The organism is Streptomyces sp. NPDC002730, assembly GCF_042888805.1.
Taxonomy (GTDB): Bacteria; Actinomycetota; Actinomycetes; order Streptomycetales; family Streptomycetaceae; genus Streptomyces.
Map to the genome: position 1 here is coordinate 89229 of NZ_JBIAQG010000012.1, position 18343 is coordinate 107571.

Sequence of the window (18343 nt, forward strand, 5' to 3'; positions counted from 1 at the left end):
CCGGCTCAGCCGCTGGAGACGGCCCTCAGATGCGATTTGCCCCGCCGCAGCACCGGTTCGGCTACGCGCGTTTCGCGCAGTACCAGCGTCATCCTGGTGAACCCCCGGCCCTGAAGGCTCGCGGGGGTCTCGTCGACGATCCGGCACTCGGTGCGTCCCCGGCGGGGATCGGGGTGATGGAGCGGTCGTAGGGCGCCATCGTGATGGACAGCGGCCGCGCCCGCGGCGCGCATCCAGTGCGGAAGACCGCACCGGTAGGCGGCGTCCATGATCGGGTCCTGGGCGATGTCGTGACGAATGGCCTGAAGGACTCGGTCCTCGTCGTCGCTCTCCAGGGCCGACTCCAACTGCGCCAGCAATGGCAGGCACCAGCTCGTCTCGCGGTCGGCGAGCACCGTGCCCGCGTCCGGGTGGAAGAGCACGAACCGGAGGAAGTTCTGGTCCGGCATGGCCGTGGGGTGCGGCCCGATGCCGCGGAAGAGCGCGTCGAAGGCCGGGTTGGCGTGCGCCACCTCCCAGCGCCGGTCGAAGAGCACGGAGGGCAGCGGCACGGCGTCCATCATCACGGCGTAGTCACGCAGATAGGCCCGTGTCTCGGGGTCGGGACTCTCCGCGGGATCGGCCTCCGCGGGACCGGATGGGCTCGCGGGCAACGACGGAGACACAGGGATGTACGGACGTGCGGGCCCGGACGGAAACGCGGGACCGGACGGCCGCGCGGGCCCCAGCGGAGGCGCCGGAACGGACGCCCCGACAGGCGTCTTCCAGGGCGGCGGCGGATCACGGTCGACGGCGAGGCGGAAGAGCCATCCTCCCTGCTGATCGCTCATCTCGAGAGCCTTGACCAGGGCACAGAGCGTCTCGTCGGTCCACTCCTGGGCGGGTGTCCGCTCCCAGCTGCCGTACGCGCCCGTGCTGATCTCGAGCCGCGCGGCGACGTCCTCCACGCTCAGGCCGAGCTCCTCCCGGCGCCGCCTGAGGACATCGGTGACTCGCCTCGCCCGCACCGCGCCACGGCCCGTTCCGGCACACCCGCGGCGCCCTTGGACACCAGGCCGTTCCACGCCTGCCTCATGTGTCATCGAGAACGCCACCCTTCTCGAAGTCCCGCTGCGGCAGGGCCATTTGGATCATCATCACCGCGTGGCGATCCTGCTACCGCAACAACGACCATGTCAACTATCGTGGCATTGCCCGCCGTTGACCGCTCAATTCGCGCCACAGCTGTGGCAAGACCTGGCTACGCTCTCCCGAAACGGATAATCTCCCGGCAGCGCCACTGTATGCGGGGCTGCCTCGCGTGATCTAGGAGACCTACTGGTGACAGACGGCTTCTCGGTTCCGGGTTCGACGGCCACAGTCCCCCTGGCGGCATCCGTTGCCCGTGTCGCCGAGCTCGCGGACAAGCTCGGGCTGACCCACAGCGAGGTATTCGACGTCCATCAGCTCTCCGAGGCCTCGGGCGTCCCCGCCGACGTGGTCGGCGCCCTGCTCGCCGGGCGGCGGGCCGGCGAACCCGACCTCCAGGCACGCTTTCTGCAGCGCTTCGACCTGTTGCGCAGAACACGGCTGAAGCCCAACGGCCGCCGCTACACCCAGCAGGAGATCGCCGACGGCGCGGGCATGTCACGGCAGCAGGCGGGGGCCCTCATCAACGGCGACCGCCGGCCGACCATGGAACACTGCGACGCGATCCAGCGGTTCTTCAAGGTCCACGCCGGATTCCTGACCGCCGAGGACGCCGACGCACTCGACGGCGCACTGCAGCGCACCGAGCAGACCCTGCTGCAGGACTTCGCCGGTGACGGCGATCCGCTGGAGCGTCTGCTGCAGGACCACGGGGTACGGGGCATCGCCTGGCGTGCGGCCCAACTCCCCACCGACAAACACCGGGACAAGGTCACCGAGTGGCTCGACATGCTCCTGGAGAGCGTCAAGCCGACGGAGTCCTGAAATGAACTCTGCGCCGACGGGAGAACGGTGAGCATAGGCAAAGAGATGCGGCGGTTGTGCGGCGAGCTCATCGCCGGAATCGACCTGCCCGTCCCTGCGGAACCGGCAGATCTCTATGCGGCGCTGTGCAAGAAGATGGGCAGCCGCCGGGGTCGGCCGGTCCAGTTCCGCGTGGCCTCGTTCCCGCCGGGAACCGCCAGCGGACTGTGGCTCGACATGGCCGACCAGGATCTGATCGTCATTGAGGAACGTACCGCTCCCGACCACCAACTGGTCATTCTTGGCCATGAGTTGTGGCATATGCAGGCCGGCCACTGCAGCCACCATGTCGAAGGCGCGGCCGTCGCGGCGCGGCTGCTGACGGACGGCGCCGATCTGCAGGACACCGTGCTCAAGGTCGCCGCCCGTACACGCTTCGACGCGGCCGAGGAGAACGAGGCGGAGACCTTCGGACTGCTGCTGAGCACCAAATGCCGTTCCTGGCTGGCCGGTTCGCACACACGCGGCCGCGTTCCCGGCCGGGATGCGATCGAAGGCCGGATCGAAGCGTCACTGGGGTACCGAAAGCCGCAGGGCTGATGCGTGGAGGGTCTGGACTTCTACATACCCGGGGCCGCGCTCGCCGTCGCGTTCGCGTTCCGGCTGCCCGGAATCAGCCGCACCTGGCGTGATCCGCTGTTGCGGTCCGTCAGCGCGCTGTTGCTGGTGGCCGTCTCGGTGTTCTTCTTCGCGGCGCCGCCCACCATCGCCGCGGTGAACCGCATCACCGGTGTACCCAACTTCTCCGCGCCGCTCGTCTACTGCATCCTCACGGCCTTCAGCGCTTCCTGCCTTGTGCTCATCATCAACTGGCGCGGAGGCCCGCCCGAAGTCACCCGGCGTGCGTCCCGCCGCTGCATCACCGCGTACGGCACGGTCATCGTGGCGATGATCGTCCTCTTCGCCCTCGGTGACGCTCCCGTCGAGCGGCTGCGGGACCTGGACACGTACTACGCGAACACTCCGTACATGCGCGAGATGATCGTCCTCTATCTTGTGGCGCACACGGTGGCGGCGGTCGTGATGACCGTCCTGTGCTGGCGCTGGTCGTTGCGGGTCCACGGCTGGCTGCGCACCGGTCTGGTGCTCATCATGATCGGCTACTTCCTCAACCTCGGCTTCGACGCGGCCAAGTACTCCGCCGTATCCGCTCGGTGGGCCGGGCACAACTGGGACGCCCTGAGCACCCGCGTGGCACCGCCGCTGGCGTCCGCCTCCGCTCTGATCATCGCGGCCGGGTTCATTCTCCCGGTGGCCGGACAGCGCCTCTCCGAGTCCTGGCAGAGTTGGTCCACCTACTGGAAGCTGGGCGCGCTCTGGCGCGAACTGCGCTCCACCGCTCCTGAAGGTGCCATGGCGGTCCAGATCTCCCGGTGGTCGTCCCTCGACCTCCGGCTGACCCAGCGGGAAGCGTTCATCCACGACGGCATCCTCGCTCTGGACCCGTACTTCGACCACGGCCTGCGGGCGGAGTCCCACGCCGCGGCGCTCGCTTCGGGGACCGATACGCACCAGGCGGAGGCCGTCGCCGAGGCGGCGATGCTCGCCGCCGCGGTGATCGCCCGGGACGCCGACCCGCAGGGGATGATCATCACCGCGGCGGACACCCGTTCCGCCGCACCCGAGCAGGCCCAGCGCGATCTCGTCGGTATGTCCCAAGCGTTGCGTCACTCGCCTGTCGTTGCAGCAGCCCGCCGTTGTGCGGCCAGGTCAGAGAGCAGCCAACCATGAGCCAACCACACAGACCCGGCGCGGGCCCTGCCCTCCGTCACGCCGTCGTCGTCGGCGGAGGACTGGCCGGGATGCTGGCGGCCGCCGCACTGGGCGAGTTCGCCGACGAGGTCACCGTCGTGGAACGCGACTCTCTCCCGGCCGGCCCCGAACCCCGTAAGCACCTGCCTCAGGCAGGTCATGCCCACATACTGTGGTGCGGAGGAGTGGAGGCGATCGAGTCCCTGCTGCCCGGTGTCACCGCTCGCTGGCTGGCGGCCGGCGCCCGCCGCATCCCACTGCCGACGGGCATGGTCGGACTGTCTCCGCAGGGCTGGTACCGGCGCTGGACCGAGACTCACTACCTGATCGCCTGCAGCCGCGATCTGCTCGACTGGGTCGTACGCGAGCAGGTCCTGGCAGAGCCGCGCATCACCCTGCTCGAGCACACCAAACTGCTCGCCCTCGAAGGAAGTTCCGCCCGTGTGACAGGGGTGCGGGTACGGACCCCCGACGGCGGCGAGCGCGTTCTGGCTGCCGATCTGGTCGTCGACTGCAGCGGCCGCGGCACTCGCGCGCCGGAACTGCTGCGGGCGCTGGGCGTCGATGCGGTGCGCGAGGACCAGGTGGACGCCGGCCTGGTGTACGCCAGCCGCCTCTTCCGTGCTCCAGGGGGCACGGCGGAGTTCCCCATCGTCAATGTGCAGTCCAACGCGCGCGAGCAGCGGCCCGGACAGGCCGCACTCGTCCTCCCGGTCGAGGACGGGCGCTGGCTCGTGACACTGTCCGGCACCCGGGGCGGGCAGCCCACCAAGGCGGCCGATGCCTTCGAGGCATTCGCGCGCGGAGTGCGGCACCCCATAGTCGGTGAGCTCATCTCGCGTGCCGAGCCAATCAGCGACGTGGTCACGTTCGGCAACACGGCCAACCGGCGCAGGTACTTCGAGAAGGTCGCCGGCTGGCCCGACGGTTTCGTCGCGGTGGGTGACTCTGTGGCCACCTTCAATCCCATCTACGGCCACGGAATGTCCGTGGCGGCGCAGGGCGTACGGGCCTTGCGCGACCAGATCCGGACGCACGGGCCCACCTCGGCCGGGCTGGCCAGGCGGGCACAGCGGGCCATCTCCAAGTCCACCGGAACGGCCTGGGACCTGGCCACGGGGCAGGACATCTTCTACCCGGGGGCGACCGGCAAGCAGCCGGGCGCGGTGGACCGGCTGCTCGGCCGCTACGTCGACCGTCTGATGCTGACCTCGACCGGCAACTTCCTGGTCACCACCGCTCTGACGGATGTGATGACGCTCTCCGCACCGCTCACCTCGCTGGTCGGGCCGCGGGTCGTGCTGGCCGCGCTGCGCGGGCCCCGGCTGCCGCGCCTGCCGGGGCCGCCGCTGACCGACGAGGAGCTGCAGATCGCCGAGGAACCGCACAGCGAGCCGGAGACCGACCCGGCCGAGGCGTGAGATCGGAAGCGGATCGCCTAGGCTCGGCCGCGAGATGAACGGCAATGACACGAGCGGCTCCGCGGGCAACCACACACCGCTGGAGCCCAAGGCCGACCGGGAGACGGTGCGACGGCACAATCTCAGCCTGGTGCTGCGGGCTGTCCGCGACGAGGGCGAGGTGACGCGGGCCGGTGTCTCGGCGCGGGTGGGGCTGACCCGTGCGGCCGTCTCCTCGCTGGTAGAGCAACTCCTGGAGAGCGGCTTCCTGTCGGAGTCCGGGAAGACGTTCAGCGGTCAGGCCGGCCGGCCCGGCACGGTACTGAAAGTGGCCCGTACCGGCGTCGCGGGCATCGGGGTCGAGATCAACGTCGACTATGTGTCGGTGTGTGTGGTGGATCTGGCGGGCACCGACCGGGTGCGTCTGGTCGAGCATCTCGACAACCGTGGCGCGCCTCCCGCCCAGGTACTCGCCCGAGCTGCCGGGATAGCTGCCCGGGCGCTGACGTCGGCCGCCGAGCAGGAGCTGCGGCCGGTCGGCGCGGAACTGGCGCTGCCCGGGCTCATCTCGGCGGGTACGGTCCGGCAGGCGCCCAATCTGGGCTGGACCCGGGTCGCGGCCGAGACTCCGTTCGCCGAGGCGCTCGCAGCGCTGCGGCCCGGTCTGCCCGCGCTGCCGGTGCACGCGGAGAACGAGGCCAATCTGGCGGCCCTGGCCGAGCTGTGGTTCGGCGGTCTGGGCGAGGTGCGCAGCTTTCTCTATCTGTCGGGCGAGATCGGCGTCGGCGGCGCGCTGGTCCTGGACGGTGAACTGCTGCGCGGGGCGCACGGATTCGCCGGGGAGATCGGCCATGTCGTGGTGTCCGCGGACGGCCCCGAGTGCCGCTGCGGCTCGCGGGGCTGTCTGGAGCAGTACGCGGGTCAGTCGGCGTTGCTGCGGGCCGCGGGCATCGACGAGTCCACCGGCGCGGCGGGCGTGGCCGAACTGGAGCGCCGGGCCGGCGCGGGCGACGAGCGCGCGGTGACGGCGATCGGACAGGCCGGGCTGATGCTGGGCCGGGTGCTGTCCGGCGCGGTGAACCTCTTCGACCCGGACGCGGTGGTGCTCGGCGGGATCTACCGGCCGCTGCTGCCCTGGCTGTCGCCGCCGGCCGGCGGCGAGCTGGCCGGCCGGGTGGTGTCGGGGCTGTGGCCCGAGGGCAGCGGGCGGTTGCGCGCCTCGTCGGCGGCTGCGGACGCGGCGCGCGGCGCGGCGGCTCTCGTGGTGCGGGACGTGCTGGGCGACCCGGTGGCGTACGCGGTTTCCTAGGGGGCAATCCAGCCCCGCCGGCGTTTGAGGCGCGGGGTCCGGGGCGGAGCCCCGGCAAGGCCCCGGGCTGTCAGCGCACGCCGAGAAGGTGGTCCATGGCCAGCTGGTCCAGGTACTCGAAGGCCATGCCCCGCTCGGCCGCCGCCTCGACGTCGAACTCCTCGAACGACGCACGGTCGGCGAGCAACCCGGACACCCCGTCCTCGGCGGTGGGCCGGGCCAGCTCGTCGAGGCGCGCGGCTCGCAGCGCCTCCTGTACCCGCGGATCCGCGCGGAAGGCGGCGGCCCGCTCCTTGAGGATCAGATAGTTGCGCATACAGCCGGCCGCCGATGCCCACACCCCGTCGAAGTCCTCGGTACGCGGCGGCTTGAAGTCGAAGTGCCGCGGCCCCTCGTAGCCGCCTGTCTCCAACAGGTCGACCAGCCAGAACGCGGAGCGCAGATCGCCGGCGCCGAAGCGCAGGTCCTGGTCGTACTTGATGCCGCTCTGCCCGTTGAGGTCGATGTGGAAGAGCTTGTCGGCCCACATCGCCTGGGCGATGGAGTGAGTGAAGTTCAGCCCGGCCATCTGCTCATGGCCGACCTCCGGATTCACGCCGTACAGCTCGGGCCGCTCCAGGCGCTCGATGAAGGCCAGCGCGTGGCCGACGGTGGGCAGCAGGATGTCCCCGCGCGGCTCATTGGGCTTGGGCTCGATGGCGAACCGCAGGTCGTACCCCTGCTCGGTCACGTACTCCCCCAGCAGGTCGAAGGCTTCCTTCATCCGGTCCAGAGCGGTGCGTACGTCCTTCGCCGCGCCCGACTCCGCGCCCTCGCGGCCGCCCCAGGCGACGTAGGCACGGGCCCCGAGCTCGGCGGCGAGGTCGATGTTGCGGATGGTCTTGCGCAGCGCGTACCGGCGTACGTCCCGGTCGTTGGCGGTGAAGCCGCCGTCCTTGAAGACGGGGTGGGTGAAGAGATTGGTGGTGGCCATCGGCACCACCAGACCGGTCGCGTCCAGCGCCTGCCGGAAGCGCTTGATGTGCGATTCACGCTCGGCCTCGGTAGCGCCGAAGGGGATCAGGTCGTCGTCGTGGAACGTGACGCCGTACGCGCCGAGCCCGGCGAGGTACTGCACGGATTCAACGGGGTCCAGCGGCGCCCGGGTCGCCTCTCCGAAGGGGTCCCTGCCCTGCCAGCCGACCGTCCAGAGGCCGAAGCTGAACCTGTCCTCGGGGGTGGGTGTGAAGCGTTCCGACATCGCCATGACCGCCTTCGATCCAGGATTTGTTTTCTTACCTTACTAATACCGCACCCGTCCATGTGATCACAGGGGCCCATCAGTACCTGTTCTTGATCTGTTCGCGTGGGACCGGGTGACGTAATTTGTTAGGTGTCGGCCAAAATAGGCCGGGAGGGAGAGGTGAGGCAATGCCGACCCAGAAGGTCGTCATCGGTGTGGACAGCTCGACCCAGTCCGCCAAGGCCGCGTTCATCGACGCCGCCACCGGCCGTACGCTCGCCGTCGGCCGGGCCGCGCACCAGGTCACCGGCGAGAGCGGCGCACGCGAGAGCGATCCCGAGGTGTGGTGGCACGCGCTGCGCGAGGCCGTCGCCATGGGCCTCAAGGAGTCCGGTCTCGCCGCGTCGGCCGTGACCGGCATCGCGGTCGCCGGGCAGCAGCACGGCCTGGTCGTCCTCGACCGCGCCGGGCATCCGGTGCGTCCCGCGCTGCTCTGGAACGACACCCGCTCGGCCCCGCAGGCCGCCGCCCTGACCGAGGCGCTGGGCGGCCCGGACGCCTGGACGGCGCGTACCGGATCGGTGCCGGTGGCCTCGATGACGGCCGCGAAGTGGCAGTGGCTGCGTGAGCACGAACCGCATGCGGCCAAGGCAGCGGCCGCGGTCCGCCTTCCCCACGACTTCCTCACCGAACGGCTGGCGGGCATCGCGGCCACCGACCCCGGCGACGCGTCGGGCACCTGCTGGTACTCCACCGCCGGCGGAGCGTACGACCCCGAACTCCTCCAGCTGATCGGCCTGGACGCCGACTTGCTGCCCGAGGTGGCCGCCACCGGCGCGGCCCGTATCGGCTCGCTGACCGCCGCTGCCGCCGCGGAACTCGGCCTGCCCGCCGACATCGCGGTCGCCGCGGGCACCGGCGACAACATGGCCGCCGCGGTCGGCCTCGGGCTCGGCGGCGCCGGGCTGCTGGATCATCCGGCCCTCAGCCTCGGCACGTCCGGCACGGTCTTCGCCGCCAGCCGCACCCGGCCCGCGTCCACGGCACTCGCCGGGTTCGCCGCAGCCGACGGTACGTACCTCCCGCTGGCCTGCACGCTGAACTGCACGCTCGCGGTCGACAAGATCGCCGCTCTGCTGGGCCTGCACCGTGACACCGCCGAGGCAGGCGGTGAGGTCGTGCTGCTGCCCTACCTCGACGGCGAGCGCACCCCTGATCTGCCCGCCGCCTCCGGTCTGCTCACCGGGCTGCGCCACACCACCAGCCGGCAGCAACTCCTCGGCGCCGCCTACGCAGGCGCGGTCGTGACGGTACTGCGCGCTCTCGACGAAGTGCTGCGCGCCTGCGGCCTCGACCCGGCCGACGGGGAAGTCGCCGCCCGCCCGCTGCGACTGGTGGGCGGCGGGGCCAAGGGGCGGCACTGGGTGGAGACCGTACGCCGCCTCTCCGGCCGCCCCCTGCTGATTCCCGAGAGCGGCGAACTGGTCGCCCTCGGCGCGGCGGCGCTCGCCGCGGGCGCAGCGACCGGCGAGGATCCGGTGGCGGTGGCGGGCAGCTGGCAGGTCGGAAACTCGGCCGAACTGCCGCCTGTGGAACGGGACATGGAGACATGGGAGCGGGTCTCCGCCGTACTGGAGCGGGCGGCGCCGACGTTGCTCAGCTGATCGGCGACGGCCGATGGCCGACGAGAGAGTGGACGCGGTCCGGGCTCTTTGGTCCGGGCCGGACAGCACCGTGGAGCGCGGTCATCGTGACAGACTCGCGAGGACCGCGCCGCCCGTCATCCCGCCCGTCGTCCCGCCCGTCGTCCCGCTCTTCATCACCACCGTCATCACGCCCGGACTCGATCTCGATCGGCACTCAGGAGGCTGCTCCCGATGACCCCGCCCGCCCGGACCGCGAAACAACGCAAGCAGGACGTACTGAGCCGGCTCGAGCAGGACACCGACGTATGGGTGGCCACGGCCGACGCAGACAGCGGGACGCCTTATCTGATTCCGCTGTCGTTCCTCTGGGACGGCACCACCTTGCTGGTGGCCACAGCAGCTTCCAGCCCGACCGCCCGCAATCTCCAGGCCACCGGCAAGGTCCGGCTCGCCGTCGGGCCCACCCGCGATGTCGTCCTCATCGAGGGAACGGTGCAGACGCTGGCGGCCACCGATCTCCCGGACGGGACCGGCGACGCCTTCGCCGACAGAACCGGCTTCGACCCGCGCCGGCTCAGCAGTACCTATCTCTACTTCCGCATTCACCCCCAGCGGCTCCAGGCCTGGCGCGAAGAGAACGAGCTCAAAGGCCGCGAGCTCATGCGCGACGGACAATGGCTCATTCCCGAATGAGCGGCGAGACCGCCCCTGAGCTGCCGCCGTACGTTCTGCAGCCCATTGGCTGGGTCGAGTCTCCCTTGCTGCGTCGCGCCGAGGCTCCGAAGCAGGGTGACGAGGGTTCGCCCGAGGCGTGGCTGGTCTTCGAGCAGGGCGTGGCGGAGGGAATTCGCGACCTGCAGGCCGGGACCGAGGTGCTCGTGCTGACCTGGCTCGACCGCGCCCGCCGGGACGTGCTGGCGGTGCGCCCGCGCGATGACCGGTCGCGGCCGGAGACGGGCGTGTTCAGCACTCGCTCCCCCGACCGTCCCAATCCGGTGGGGCTGCACCGCGTGGAGATCGTCGCCATCCAGGGGCTACGGGTCCGTGTGCGCAACCTGGAAGCCTTGGACGGCACACCCGTCATCGACGTGAAACCGTTGCTCGGCCGAGGCTCCGAGCGCTGACCGGGACGGACGCGGACGCGCGGCGCGCGACACACGAAGCACGACGCACGAAAGGCGACGCGCGGCGGCTTCACGAAGCACGTCCGCGCGAGCCTCAGCCCATCACCAGCAGCACTCCCGCATACGAAACCCCCGCCACCACCGCCCATGCGCACAGTCCGAGCGCCGCGACCCGCCCGCCCGTGCGCGTCAGCGACGGCAGGTCGACCGCGCTGCCCAGGCCGAACAGCGCGGCGGCCAGCAGCAGTTCCTGCACCCGCTGCGCCGCGTCGATCGCGGCCGTCGGGAGCAGGCCCGTGCTGCGCAGGGCCACCATCGCCAGGAAGCCGACCACGAAGAGCGGGACGAGCGGAAGCCGCTTCCTGCCTGCCGTACCGGAGCCCGATGCCGCGCCGGCCCGTCGTCGGCGGCGTACGGACACGGCCACCGCAGCGACGAGCGGCGCGAGCAGCGCCACCCGCATCAGCTTGACCAGGACCGCCTCACCGAGCGCGCCGGGACCGGCGGTCTGCGCGGTGGCGACGACCTGGCCCACGTCATGCACGCTCGCGCCGACCCACCGGCCGAATTCGGCGTCGCTCAGCCCCAACGGCTGCTGCAGCAGCGGCAGTACGGCGATGGCGAGGGTCCCGCACAGGGTCACCAGCGCCACCGATGTCGCCGCGTCGCGCTCGTCGCTGTCCGTCGCCTCGCTCACCGCGCCGATCGCGGACGCACCGCAGATCGAGTACCCGGCGGCGATCAGCAGCGGCTGGTCGCCGGGCAGCCCCATCCGGCGGCCCAGCCACCAGGTGCCGATGAAGGTCAGCGTGACGACTCCGAGGACCATCGTGACTGTCGCCCAGCCGAGTCCGAGCACATCGTCCAGGCTCAGCTTCAGTCCGAGCAGCACAATGCCGATGCGCATCAGGCGTTTCGCGGCGTACGAGAGTCCCGGGCGGGCCGCTCCCCGGACGATCGAGCGCGCCACCGGCAGATGCGCGGCCACGATGCCCAGCACCACGGCAGCGGTCAGCATCGGTATGTCCGGCACCAGTTGATGCACGGACCAGGCCACGGCGACGCCGAGCACCGCGAGGGCGAGCCCGGGCCGGCGAGCCGGCGCCGAGACGGAGCCGGACGGTGAGGCTGTGGCCGCCCGTTCCCGGAGCAGCGCCATCAGCGGTCGGCCGGCAGTTCGTAGACCCGGCGGACGCTCGTGCCGAGACGGGAGATGTCCGCTCCGTAGACGTGGAGCGAGATCGCCCGGTCCGCGCCCGCGTTCCAGACCCGGTGGATGTCGCCGGGCGGAGCGAAGCCGCACACCGCGCCCTGCGCGTTGATCACATCGCCGGTGGCGACCAGGCGCGCGGCCGTGCCGGTCGTCGGGGACGGGAGGAGGCGGTAGCGCCGCTCGCGCTCCTCGCCCTCGTGCACACCCGTCGTACACCACGACACATGGTCGTGCACGGACGTGCCCTGTCCCGGCAGCCAGACCAGCGCGACGACCGAGAAGCTCCCGTCGTGCTCGGCGTGCAGCAGATGCTGGCGGTAGCACGCGGGGTCGCTCTCACACTGCTCCGGTGTGAGCAGATCGTCCGCTCCGAGATGCGGCGCCAGGCGTTCACCGACCAGATACGCCGTCAGGTCCGGTGGCAGTCCGCGCCCGACGGCCTCGCGCACCTCGGCGATCAGCGCGTCGAGACGGTCGGTCGTACGCGCTGCCCGGAAAGCTGCGGATGCACTCGATGCGGTCGAAGTGGTCATACGGGCAGCGTCGTGCCGCCTGATCCATCACGTCCAACGAGGGTTTCTTCGCGACTTCCCAAGCCCCGCTTATGAGTTCAGCTCACTCCAGCTCATGACTTCAGCAGCCGATCTTGTTCGCCGCGACCGCCTTGAGCTCCTCGAGAACCAGAGCCGTCGCTGGAATCCGCAGATGCTCCCGCAGGATGTACGCCGAGATCTGCCGCCGCCTGGCGGGCTGCAGCGCCCGCCCGGTGACCTTCCGGTGGCAGAGGAAGTTCAGTACGAGCGCCGGGATCATGGCGACGCCGAGACCTTCGGCGACCAGGCTCTGCACCACAAGATTGTCGTCCGTGGTGAACGCGATGTCCGGCGCGAAGCCCTGTTCCGCGCACTCGTGGAGGAGGTTGGCCCGGCAGCGCAGACACCCCGCTATCCACCGCTCCTCCGCCAGATCCCCCAGCTGCACCGCCCGCCGCCGCGCCAGCGGATGCCCGGTCGGCAGCAGCACCGTCAACTGGTCCTCGAGGAGCGGGATCTCCACCAGCTCGTCGGGTACGTGTTCGTGCAGCCCGGGATAGGTGAACGCAAGCGTGATGTCGCACTCGCCGCGCACCAGCCGCTGCAGCGACTCCGGTGGCTCGTTCTCCAGCAGTTCGACGCGGACCCCGGGATGGCCGGCGGCCAGCCGGGCCATCGCCTCGGGGATGATGGTGGCGTTGGCGCTGGGGAAGGCGCAGACACGGACGCGTCCGGCGCGCAGCCGGGTGAGGGCGCCCATCTGCTGCTGGGCCGCGGACATGCTGTCAAGGATGACCGCGGCGTGCCGCGACAGCGCCTCTCCGGCCTCGGTGAGGCGCATGCCGCGGCCGACCCGGATGAACAGCGGTGTGCCGACGTCCCGTTCGAGGGCCTTCATCTGCTGCGTGATCGCCGGCTGCGTATAGCCGAGCGCGCGAGCGGCCGCGGAGTACGAACCGGTGCGGACCACTTCATGGAACGTTTTGATGTGCCGGGAATCGAACACACGCGCATCATAAGCAGAATTTGGGTACCGCGGGACCGGGGCCTCCCGCTGGCGCCCGACCGGGCTACGACTACGGCTTGCGTGCCACTCCCGCATACAGCGAGGCCGCCTCGTTCCCTTCGCTGACTTCGTCCACACCGAGCTCCGGGTGCCACTGCGTCAACTGGACGATGCCGGGCTCCGTCAGCTCGAGGTCCTCGAAGAAGCGGCCGATCTCGGCATACGAGCGCGGCACCAGCGTGACGCCGCCGGCCGCGTACATGTCGACGCCCCGCTGGACGGCCAGCGGGTCGAAGTCGGCGGTGAGCTGTGACAGTACGAGGTAGCTGCCGGACGGCAGCGCGTCCACCAGTCGGTGCACCAGCTCGTACGGGCTGTCGTCGTCGCCGACGAAGTGCAGCAGCGCCACGAGCGAGAGGGCGATCGGCCGCTCGAAGTCCAGGATCTTCCTGGCCTGTTCGAGGATGCGGCCGGGGTCGCGCACATCCGCCTGGATGTAGTCGGTGACGCCTTCCGGGGTGCTGCGCAGCAGCGCCGCCGCGTGGGTGAGCACGATCGGGTCGTTGTCGGTGTAGACGACGCGTGACTCGGGGGCGGCGGTCTGGGCTATCTGGTGCAGATTGGGCTCGGTGGGGATGCCGGTGCCGATGTCCAGGTACTGGCGCACGCCCGCCTCGCCGACCAGCCACCGGGTGGCACGGTGCATGAACCACCGGTTGGTCCGGGCGACATGCTTGGCGCGGTTGTCGATGCTCATGATGTGGCGGCCGAGTTCCTCGTCGACCGGGTAGTTGTCCTTGCCGCCCAGGAACCAGTCGTACACCCGGGCCGGATGCGGCTTGCTGGTGTCGATCCGCGCGGCAGCCGGCTCGGTCCCGGTCATACGAAGCCCCCAGATACTCAAGGTCAAAGGTTGATCGATCATGCGATCCTCGCAGCAGGAATCTCCAGCGGCAAGTAACTCCTTGTGTGACGTGGGGAGTTCACGAACGTTCGGTCCGTGAGGGGCGGTATGAACACCGGGTCCAGGTACGGGAGTAGTGCGTGCTGCTACCGCCATCACGATCAGCGCGGTCCTCACGGCTGGTGCACGCCCCGTCCCCCACTCCCACCGCCTCGACCACACCTCGCCCGTCGTCACCTGGGCCGCCAGCACCGACCGGCTCGGTGCGGTGACCGCGCAGGAGCGGACCTACCGCCTCTCGTCCGTACCGGCGTCCGCGGCAGCGGGCTGCGGATCCGGCTCTCCAACACCTTCGACGACCAGCGGTTCGGCCCTCCGCTCCGCCGCCGGCGTCATCACCTACTGTCCGCCTTGAAGGCAGAAGGCGCGGGGAATTTCACGTCGGTGCAGCCGCGACGTTCGGTGATGTCGTTGACGTACGCTCGGAAGAGAGCAGGCAGACGGTCAAGCACGACGCTGTCGTAGGTGTAGCTGACGGTGAGGGCGTGGACGGCGGGCCGCCCGTCACAGACCGACGAGGCCCACCAGACGCCGAGCCCTTCCCCGCCACCCGCGGTGCCCGGTTTGAGGTACTTGCGGTCATCGATGTCCACCAGAGCGACCGACTCCGCCTCCGCACCGAAGAACGAGGCGGTCCTCATCCACCAGGGAGAGTGCGTGAGTGCACTGTCCGCGTACTCACGCTCGGATCCACCCAAGTGCTGGGCTATCTCGCGCACGCCGGCAGGACTGACGGCCAGCAGGCAGGTTTCCGTCGCGCTCTTGGCTCCCGTGGGTGCCTCCAGCATGCGATCCGGGAGCCGGCCACGCCGGGAGCCCCCGAGGTGCCTGCCGTACCAGGCACAGGAGGCCCTCGCGGACTTCGGCGCGCGGAGCTCTCGTTCAGGTGTCGTCAACTGCGCTGGAGTTTGCAGCAGTTGAGAGTCGCACTTCAGTCTGGCGGCAGCTTGCACCGCAGATCCGCGGGCCAGCTCGGCAAGAATTCTGCGGTCCTCGTCCGACACCTCGTCGTAGTCGGCTCTGGCCGTGACCTCCAAGGAGGCCGGCTTCCCGGATGAGCAGTCGGCCCGGACCGTGACGGAGTCGTCGCTGTAGTGGCCGAGCGTGCCGTCGCCCAGTGGACGGGGCTCGGCGTGGTCGGCATGACGGGTCACGTCCTCGGGGCGGGATGCCAGGTCCCCGCGGCGGCCGAATGGCTCGAGCCATGACTCGTCACCCACCAGGTTCATGGGCACGTCGTCGGCGGAGGTGCGAACGACAAGTGAGAAGAGGTCGTCGGACTTACCCGGCCCGGGCACCCAGTAGATCCGACACGATTCCGGCAGCGCATCGAGCTGGATCTCGTCGTTTTCCCCACTGCCCGGCTTGGCCCTGACGACCCCGCCCCGCAGGTCCATCACCGCTTCGGCGTCCACGATCCCGGCGCAGGCCTCGGCAATCCGCTCCTCGCTCGCGGCCCGGTCCCGCACGTCTGTGTACGTGAGCCAGAACGCCCACAGGCTCGCCCCGATACCGACGAAGGCGACAGCGTAGAGCAGCTTGTTGCACCGGTTGCGCCAGGGCCCTTGACCGCGCCCCGGCGGCACCCTTGGCAGCCACTGCGGCCGCCGCATCGGCGGTACGCCTTCGGGCAGCCGGGTGCCTGCCCGGTCCTGCTCATGGTGGCTCATGCGATCCCGTACTCCCCGTGCCCCCGCCAAGTATTCGCAGAAGTTATCAGCCGCCGAACACACCGGGGGAACCCGCCCACGACGCGGACGGGGCTGTTCATCTCCCGGCTCTATCAGCCCAGAGGTGGCCCCCAGTACTGGAGACTGTGACCTAGCTGGTGCGCATGACCTCCAATCGCTTCCTCACCTCGTCCCGACGGGCACCCGCTGATGCGACTGCGGCACCAACCGGCCGGACCTGCCCTCCTGGTGGCCGACCGCCGGCGGTGCCGCATCTCCTTTGGTCCGGCTCAACTCACACAGCAACAGGGACAACCATGTACGACGCTGACGACTCGTTTCAACTCTTGCCCGGCGCCGCCGACTCGCCGGTAATCCTTCACGTCCCGCACTCCTCGCGGATCATTCCCGAATCGGTGCGTGACGGAATCGTGCTGGACGACCGCGCGCTGGAGTTGGAGCTGGACCACATCACCGACTCTCACACGGCCGAGATCGCCGCCGCCGCAGTGGAGGCCGCGACCGTCACCCCTTGGCGGTTCGTCAACGGCGTGTCCCGCCTGGTGATCGACCCCGAGCGTTTCCCGGACGAGCGCGAGGAGATGCTGGCCGTCGGCATGGGCGCGGTCTATACGCGGACCACGCACCGCGAGCGGCTCCGGCCGCCGGGCGCGGACCCCCGGCCGCTGATCGAGCGCTACTTCCGTCCCTATGCGGAGGCAATGACCGCGGCGGTCGGCGAGCGGCTTGCAGCCACCGGGCGGGCCGTCGTCATCGACATCCACTCGTACCCCACCGAACCGCTCCCCTACGAGTTGCACGGTGAAGGACCACGTCCGCCGGTGTGCCTCGGCACGGACGACTTCCACACTTCCCCGGTGTTGCTTGCCCTGGCCGAGAAGGCCTTCGTCGGCTTCGGCGGTACCGGTGTCAACAGCCCTTTCACCGGTACGTATGTGCCCCTCACCTACTACGGCAAAGACCCTCGCGTCAGTGCTCTCATGATCGAGATCCGGCGAGACGTCTATATGACGGAGCCGGGCGGACCGGCGGGTCCTGGTCTCGCGGCGCTCGCCCGTGGCGTGGCCGGCCTGGTCGACGCCCTGTCCGGGGTGTAGGGCCTCTGGTCCCGCGCCGTCACACGCGCGGCACCAGCGTGAAGTAGCGGTCGAGTACCTCCCGGTCGCCCTTCACCTCGAGCAGGTCCGCCGGGATCCGCTGCCACAGGAACAGCATCAGGTCCGACGCCGTGCCGGACACCTCGACGTCGCAGAGTTCGCTCCCGTTGGTGACCAGGACGTCGTCACCCTCGAAGTACACCGTCCACGACTCCGAGCCGTCGGTACGGCTGAAGCGGTACCGCTCGCCCGATCCGCGCGGGGCCGAGTTGCGGCTTCGGCCGGCCGGCACCATGACCTCGAAGGTCTGGGCGATCGCGTCCGCCGCGAGTTCCGGGTCGACCGGGCCGGGCTCGCCCGTCGCACGTTCGGCGTCCCAGCGGTGCACGGCCGCCTCGATGACCTGCATCCGCAGCCAGAAACCGACAGTCTGCTCCTGCGACCAGGTCCACACCGCTTCGCCCGGATCGCTGCTCCTGAAGTGCGACTCCAGGGCGGCGGCTCCGTCCGCGAACCAGTCGATCAGGCTCTCCGCCAGCGGTCCGCGGTTGGGGGCCGCGCCCAGGACCGGCCAGCCCTCGCGGTCCTCGGGCAGCCGGTAGATCACGGGGTCCATGGGATCGAGGGCCTGCGTGGGCCGTTCTTCGAGGACGCGGATCACGTATCGGTGCACTCCGCCGAGATGCTGGACCAGATCGGACATCGTCCAGTCGGGGCAGCTCGGGACCGCGGGCGCTTCGTCCGTGCCGACTGCCCTGCGGGCGGCGGCCTCGAACGCAAGGATCTCACGGTGGAAGTGCGCGGCATGGTCCATGGCGTCACTCTGCCATCCAGCTTCCGACGGTCACCTGCCCGAAATGGTCATTTCCCGCCCCTTCTCAGCCACTTCGATTCATTGTCCCGTTGGTGGCAGCCGCATTCGCCGGGCTGGGCGCGCAAAGGGGCGCCGAGTAATCGAGGCGGGCCTCAGCCGCGACCCGCCGCCCAGGCAGCAAGTTCCGCCCGCGCTGCACTCAGTAGCTCGACCGAGGGTGCCGTCGCGCCGTTCGTCACCAGGGCGTAGTGCACGCTGCCCGCGTTCTGCGCGGTGAGCAGGAGGCGACGGCTGCCGGTTCCGCCGGGCTCGGTAGCGACGGCGATCGGTGTGCTTCTCGTGTACTCGGGAGGTCCGGTGACCGCGCCGAGGTCGGAGACCACCGTCGTGGGGGGAGTGTCGAAGGAGGCCGGTAGGTGCAGCTCGGTGGGGGCGGCGGTGCCGTCCGAGCGCCGCAGCAGGACGCCGTACTGGCCGGAGCCGACGAGCTCGGCGACTCGCGGCAGTGACTTCGGCACGGGATTCCAGGTGAGCGTGGTAGAGCCGTCGCGTGAGCGGTCCTCGGCCACCTGCTTGCAGC

18 protein-coding genes and 1 pseudogene are annotated in these 18343 nt (G+C 70.2%); 10 read left to right on the plus strand and 9 right to left on the minus strand.

From position 1 onward, the window contains the following. Window positions 1-5: 5 nt before the first annotated feature. Complete coding sequence (locus ACFYXH_RS28725) at window positions 6-1007, minus strand: helix-turn-helix domain-containing protein (protein WP_389568763.1); 1002 nt, start codon at window positions 1005-1007, stop codon at window positions 6-8. A gap of 313 nt (window positions 1008-1320) precedes the next feature. Here ACFYXH_RS28725 and ACFYXH_RS28730 point away from each other — a divergent pair, with 313 nt between their 5' ends. From ACFYXH_RS28730 to ACFYXH_RS28750, 5 genes are read left to right on the plus strand one after another with little or no spacing between them, the layout of a single operon-like run. Further along, a complete protein-coding gene (locus ACFYXH_RS28730) occupies window positions 1321-1953 on the plus strand; it encodes a helix-turn-helix domain-containing protein (RefSeq protein WP_389568766.1) in 633 nt (210 codons plus the stop codon). A gap of 45 nt (window positions 1954-1998) precedes the next feature. Further along, window positions 1999-2532 (plus strand): toxin-antitoxin system, toxin component, encoded by a 534-nt coding sequence (locus tag ACFYXH_RS28735; protein ID WP_389569298.1) that lies wholly within the window; start codon window positions 1999-2001, stop codon window positions 2530-2532. 3 nt (window positions 2533-2535) lie between these two features. After that, window positions 2536-3723 (plus strand): MAB_1171c family putative transporter, encoded by a 1188-nt coding sequence (locus ACFYXH_RS28740; protein WP_389568769.1) that lies wholly within the window; start codon window positions 2536-2538, stop codon window positions 3721-3723. After that, window positions 3720-5165 (plus strand): FAD-dependent oxidoreductase, encoded by a 1446-nt coding sequence (locus tag ACFYXH_RS28745; RefSeq protein WP_389568772.1) that lies wholly within the window; start codon window positions 3720-3722, stop codon window positions 5163-5165. The genes ACFYXH_RS28740 and ACFYXH_RS28745 overlap by 4 nt, the downstream gene beginning before the upstream one ends. Window positions 5166-5199: 34 nt before the next feature. After that, on the plus strand, window positions 5200-6453 hold the full coding sequence (locus ACFYXH_RS28750; protein WP_389568775.1) for an ROK family protein: 1254 nt from the start codon (window positions 5200-5202) through the stop codon (window positions 6451-6453). A 70-nt stretch (window positions 6454-6523) separates the two neighbouring features. On the opposite strand, the gene xylA is transcribed toward ACFYXH_RS28750, so the two are convergent. After that, entirely contained in the window at window positions 6524-7693 is a 1170-nt protein-coding gene (gene xylA / locus ACFYXH_RS28755; RefSeq protein ID WP_389568779.1) for a xylose isomerase, read from the minus strand. Window positions 7694-7863: 170 nt separating this feature from the next. Between xylA and xylB the strand changes: the two genes are divergently transcribed. From xylB to tsaA, 3 genes are all read left to right on the plus strand, one after another. After that, on the plus strand, window positions 7864-9339 hold the full coding sequence (gene xylB, locus ACFYXH_RS28760) for a xylulokinase (protein WP_389568782.1): 1476 nt from the start codon (window positions 7864-7866) through the stop codon (window positions 9337-9339). 213 nt (window positions 9340-9552) lie between these two features. Then, window positions 9553-10014 carry a pyridoxamine 5'-phosphate oxidase family protein gene (locus tag ACFYXH_RS28765; protein WP_389568785.1) on the plus strand — a complete coding sequence of 154 codons (462 nt, stop codon included), beginning with the start codon at window positions 9553-9555 and terminating at the stop codon, window positions 10012-10014. Next, window positions 10011-10445: a tRNA (N6-threonylcarbamoyladenosine(37)-N6)-methyltransferase TrmO gene (gene tsaA / locus ACFYXH_RS28770; RefSeq protein WP_389568787.1), complete on the plus strand. Its 435-nt coding sequence runs from the start codon at window positions 10011-10013 to the stop codon at window positions 10443-10445. The genes ACFYXH_RS28765 and tsaA overlap by 4 nt, the downstream gene beginning before the upstream one ends. Before the next feature lie 94 nt (window positions 10446-10539). Here the strand turns inward: tsaA and ACFYXH_RS28775 are convergent, their stop codons facing one another. The 4 genes from ACFYXH_RS28775 to ACFYXH_RS28790 form a co-directional block, all read right to left on the minus strand. Further along, window positions 10540-11604 carry a YeiH family protein gene (locus tag ACFYXH_RS28775; protein ID WP_389568790.1) on the minus strand — a complete coding sequence of 355 codons (1065 nt, stop codon included), beginning with the start codon at window positions 11602-11604 and terminating at the stop codon, window positions 10540-10542. Then, a complete protein-coding gene (locus ACFYXH_RS28780) occupies window positions 11604-12191 on the minus strand; it encodes a cysteine dioxygenase family protein (RefSeq protein WP_327327112.1) in 588 nt (195 codons plus the stop codon). The genes ACFYXH_RS28775 and ACFYXH_RS28780 overlap by 1 nt, the downstream gene beginning before the upstream one ends. A gap of 100 nt (window positions 12192-12291) precedes the next feature. After that, the gene (locus ACFYXH_RS28785; protein WP_389568793.1) at window positions 12292-13197 is read right to left on the minus strand and encodes a LysR family transcriptional regulator; all 906 of its coding nucleotides are present in this window, start codon (window positions 13195-13197) and stop codon (window positions 12292-12294) included. 70 nt (window positions 13198-13267) lie between these two features. After that, window positions 13268-14080 carry an SAM-dependent methyltransferase gene (locus ACFYXH_RS28790; RefSeq protein ID WP_389568795.1) on the minus strand — a complete coding sequence of 271 codons (813 nt, stop codon included), beginning with the start codon at window positions 14078-14080 and terminating at the stop codon, window positions 13268-13270. Window positions 14081-14237: 157 nt separating this feature from the next. On the opposite strand from ACFYXH_RS28790, the gene ACFYXH_RS28795 reads away from it, so the two are divergent. Next, complete coding sequence (locus tag ACFYXH_RS28795; protein ID WP_389568798.1) at window positions 14238-14516, plus strand: hypothetical protein; 279 nt, start codon at window positions 14238-14240, stop codon at window positions 14514-14516. Here the strand turns inward: ACFYXH_RS28795 and ACFYXH_RS28800 are convergent. Then, a complete protein-coding gene (locus tag ACFYXH_RS28800; protein WP_389568800.1) occupies window positions 14497-15831 on the minus strand; it encodes a hypothetical protein in 1335 nt (444 codons plus the stop codon). The genes ACFYXH_RS28795 and ACFYXH_RS28800 overlap by 20 nt on opposite strands. 317 nt (window positions 15832-16148) lie before the next feature. Between ACFYXH_RS28800 and ACFYXH_RS28805 the strand changes: the two genes are divergently transcribed. Continuing rightward, the gene (locus tag ACFYXH_RS28805; protein ID WP_389568802.1) at window positions 16149-16949 is read left to right on the plus strand and encodes an N-formylglutamate amidohydrolase; all 801 of its coding nucleotides are present in this window, start codon (window positions 16149-16151) and stop codon (window positions 16947-16949) included. A gap of 19 nt (window positions 16950-16968) precedes the next feature. On the opposite strand, the gene ACFYXH_RS28810 is transcribed toward ACFYXH_RS28805, so the two are convergent. Together ACFYXH_RS28810 and ACFYXH_RS28815 are read right to left on the minus strand one after the other, a co-directional pair. Then, window positions 16969-17763 carry a maleylpyruvate isomerase family mycothiol-dependent enzyme gene (locus tag ACFYXH_RS28810; RefSeq protein WP_389568805.1) on the minus strand — a complete coding sequence of 265 codons (795 nt, stop codon included), beginning with the start codon at window positions 17761-17763 and terminating at the stop codon, window positions 16969-16971. Between the two features lie 152 nt (window positions 17764-17915). After that, window positions 17916-18326, minus strand: a pseudogene (locus tag ACFYXH_RS28815) (endoglycosylceramidase); the annotation flags it as partial. Window positions 18327-18343: the final 17 nt, after the last annotated feature.